5 protein-coding genes are annotated in these 3,651 nt (G+C 42.5%); all 5 read left to right on the top strand.

Annotated elements, in window-relative coordinates:
• The coding region (locus UYI_RS38985; RefSeq protein WP_035138664.1) for a hypothetical protein at nt 1–206 on the top strand (206 nt) is incomplete at its 5' end.
• Nucleotides 190–1,329 (top strand): ParM/StbA family protein, encoded by a 1,140-nt coding sequence (locus UYI_RS0115590; RefSeq protein WP_016867575.1) that lies wholly within the window; start codon nt 190–192, stop codon nt 1,327–1,329. The genes UYI_RS38985 and UYI_RS0115590, both read left to right, overlap by 17 nt.
• Complete coding sequence (locus UYI_RS0115595) at nt 1,286–1,771, top strand: hypothetical protein (RefSeq protein ID WP_235147954.1); 486 nt, start codon at nt 1,286–1,288, stop codon at nt 1,769–1,771. Before UYI_RS0115590 ends, UYI_RS0115595 begins: the two co-directional genes overlap by 44 nt.
• A 15-nt stretch (nt 1,772–1,786) precedes the next feature.
• On the top strand, nt 1,787–2,539 hold the full coding sequence (locus UYI_RS0115600) for a P-loop NTPase family protein (protein WP_016867577.1): 753 nt from the start codon (nt 1,787–1,789) through the stop codon (nt 2,537–2,539).
• 4 nt (nt 2,540–2,543) lie between these two features.
• Nucleotides 2,544–3,539 (top strand): hypothetical protein, encoded by a 996-nt coding sequence (locus UYI_RS0115605; RefSeq protein WP_016867578.1) that lies wholly within the window; start codon nt 2,544–2,546, stop codon nt 3,537–3,539.
• Nucleotides 3,540–3,651 lie beyond the last annotated feature (112 nt).

Genomic DNA, 3,651 nt, shown 5'->3' on the forward strand with positions numbered 1-3,651 from the left:
ACAGTAGGGAAAAGGTAGGGAAATTTAACGCTATTACTGATTTCAACCCTACCACATCCCTACCAAATCCTTGTGTAATATATATGTCTAAAGCGATACGACAAAAAATCACTATTGATATATTCCTTTGGCTGTTGCTGCTTGATAACTTGGAACCAACGCCAACAGAAAAAATTGACCTGAGTATAAATGGGCAGACTAAATAAAGATGCTTATCCCGAAGTTACCCTGACACTCGACTTTGGGGGAAGTGGCACAAAGGGAATTGTACAAATTAAGGGTGGTAAGCCAACAGCTTTTTGGATGGAGCCTGCTGTGATCGAGGCTCCTCGTGCTTCCCTCACTTTCCATACCCGCAACTTGGGCAACGCCTATCCAGAGAATACCGCTTGGGTGGGAGTGGGTGAAAATTATCGGGCAGTGGGATATTTGGCACGAAGTACATACAGCGCCACACCAAGGCTAAAGCCGCGAAAGTACGAATTTGCTGTGTATAAAACGCTAGCGGCTGTGTGGGTAATCAAGCAGAAATTTAAGTTACCTGACTCCTTCTATTTATCCCTAGCACTGCTATTACCACCAGGAGAATTTCAAGATTCAGCATTACTAAAACCGATGTTAAAGGATGCTCTGGCTGAATTTGACACACCGACGGGTATTGCGATCGCTAACTTGGTTGGTTACGAGTGTTTTCCAGAAGGCGGCGGTATCTATGCTATGTACTGTAAAAATACGGGTGAGGCAATCAAACGTAAAGTTCTTGCCCTGGTAATGGTGGGATATCGCAACGCTTCGGTTTTGATATCCCGACGCGGCATTTTAGACAGGGGCAAAACAGCTAACCTGGGCATGGCGAGAATGGTTGATTTGGTAATAGAGCGCACATCAGGATTAGACAGCGAACAGCTAATCAGAGCGATGATTGCTGCTGGTGACGATCCAAAACCCCAGCACTTTCACAACCTTTCCAGTGGAAGCGATATTCGCTCTGCCGAGATAGAGAAAATCATCTCTGCGGTGTGTGACTCCAGGACAGAGTATGCTATTGCTCTTACTAACTGGCTCAAAGAATCACTAGCGCCCAAAAACGAATTAGATGAAGCGATTATCTGCGGCGGTACGGCTGACTACTTGCGCCAAGAACTAGATACCGTGTTTCCAGCAACTCCAATTATCTGGCACGGTGGCGTAGAGATTCCGCCGACTCTGAACGAGCAGTTCTTGGGCAACCGCCTAGCTGATGTGTGGGCATTATCTGTATACCACACTGCCAAGGTGAGGGCAGGTGCCAGATTGCAGGAAACGGAGGCGATCGCATCACATGGGTGAAAGAAAAAAAGATTTTGTTTGGCGCTACCAACCAAATCTGAGTTCGGACAAAGCCAAGATGCTGACTTATATTCAGAACCGAGATTTGCACCCATCCCAAGATAAAACAGCGATGATCATGGCTGCTCTTACAGCCTACTACATGCCCTTGGCACTGCATAGTCAGGGCAGTTGCCCTCGTGAAAGTTTGGAATTGATACTTTTAGATTCAGCTACTGCTTTTGTCAATCAACTCAAATATGTTTGTACAGCACTGAATGTAGATCCAGCGCGTGTGGGCAACGTGTTGTGCAGTGCCTTTCAAATACCATTATTTTTCCAAAGCACTCAAGCCGAATCTATTTATACCGATAGCACACTGGAATTGGACAATTTAAATGATTTTGACCTCAATACATGGAATTTGGCAGGAATTACCACAGATAGCGAAACTTTTAATTAGGAGATGCGCCTAAATATGGCAAGGATACATTTAATCGACGGTGAAAAAGGTAGCGTTGGCAAGTCGCTGTTTACTCGCGTCATGGTGCAGTATGCAATTGACAAAAAATTGGAACATGCTTTGGTTGATGCAGATATGACCAACCAAGATGTCAAGCGTTTCTACGACTATGCTGTTGATGCCGAGTTTAGCGAAGCTGTCAACAAGGGAGACAGGGCTGACATAATTTTTGAATTAGCGAGAAATAAACCTGTTATTGTTAACCTTCCTGCCAATGTATTTCCCCTAGTAAATAACTGGATTAAAAAGGGACGATTGCTAGAAGTTGCTGACAAGTATGGCGTAGATATTTGCAAGTGGTTTGTCTGTGATGGGGGTTTTGAATCCATCGACTTGTTTTATCAATCAATGAATTTACACAAAGATAAAATGCTCCACGTCTTTGTAAGGAATCTTGGTAAAACAGATGATTGGAGCTTTTTGGAGGATGATGCTATTTATCAAGATTTGCAGGCAAAGTACAAAAAGATACTGCAAATAATTGACTTTCCTTTGCTATATCCAGGAGATAGGTACTTCATCGACTCAAAAAAATTTCGGTTTGATGCTCCCGATATTGAGGAAACCATGCCTATAATGTCACAGCAGCGATTATCCACTTTTTTAGAAGACTCCCACTGTGCGATCGAGAATACTCAGCTGTGGGCAAAAGACCAGCAACCGAAAAAAAAAGAGGCTGTCAAACTCCAGGCTGGTGTAGGGGTATAGCGCCATGTCCTACGAATTTCACACCTTGTATTCTACAGATACCGCTTTTAACTGTGACATCACAAAAAGCGATGAAGATAAATACATGGGACGGCTGTATATCCTTGCTACAGAAGATCCAGAACTACTGAAATTAGCAATTGAGAAAGAGTGGTTCCTCGCTCATGAATCAGGAGATTTCTTTATCTGTGGTCATATTAATATTGAGGGACAATGGAGTTTGTCATCCTACAAAAGTTTAGAACCCAGTTTAGCATACACCACCCAAAGTGAAATTCTTGACTATGTATTTAGCCCAGAATATGTGAGTGCAATTTTGCAGTTGCGTCATGACCAAGCTTTAGATTTGTCTGAGTCTGTTGTATTCAAAAGTGACAGTTTTAGTGATGACAATAACTTTTCAGATGGAAGTAAACCTGCGAAAATTGACACAAGTTTATTGCACGACTTTAGTACAAGTATTCCTAACTTGGATGTATTGAGGGATTTGCTATTGCGTTCCTCCCCAGAGGAATTACAAGAAGCTAACCTACAACAAAACGAAACTTCATCTTTTGAGCAAGTGGAATCAGCCATCCCTATCGTGCCTTTAGAGGTTTTAATTTCTGTTGGGGAGAAAACAACAAAGTTAGAAAAAACCGAGGTATTGGAAATTCAAAAAGCTCTTATTGACAAAATTATTGACGAGTATTCAGAAGACATCAGCGAGTTCATCCTACCACCTTTTGGGAAGGTGACAATTCACGTTGAAGAGGATTATTTTGTCTTGTGTTCTTCTGAAGACGGACACACTATTCTTGCTGCGACTTTGGATGGTTCTGTGCTGGATGAATTGAAAGATAACGACGCGCTCAAATTTACTGATGTTTTGCACTCGTCGGAAGTAGAGGTGTCTAGATACTTTGAAAATTCCCTTGAAAAACAAATTGAGACAATTGTGACTGTAGAGACTCACAACGCCGCAGTTGAACAGCAAAAAGGAATTGATTATGGTGCGTAGTTTGCGGCAAGCCAAAAATGAAAGCTTTCTTTATCGCATACTTGAAGGTAAAGACGCTGAGGGGGTGACAAGGGGGATGTAACTTAGGCTTGGCTTGCCTTTCACTTTAATG

The organism is Fischerella muscicola PCC 7414 (assembly GCF_000317205.1).
GTDB lineage: Bacteria > Cyanobacteriota > Cyanobacteriia > Cyanobacteriales > Nostocaceae > Fischerella > Fischerella muscicola.

Excerpts from the sequence above, each read along its gene's own strand:
- UYI_RS0115600 (WP_016867577.1), top strand. The coding sequence starts at position 1,787 with ATGGCAAGGATACATTTAATCGACGGTGAAAAAGGTAGCGTTGGCAAG.
- UYI_RS0115590 (WP_016867575.1), top strand. The coding sequence starts at position 190 with ATGGGCAGACTAAATAAAGATGCTTATCCCGAAGTTACCCTGACACTC.
- UYI_RS0115605 (WP_016867578.1), top strand. The coding sequence starts at position 2,544 with ATGTCCTACGAATTTCACACCTTGTATTCTACAGATACCGCTTTTAAC.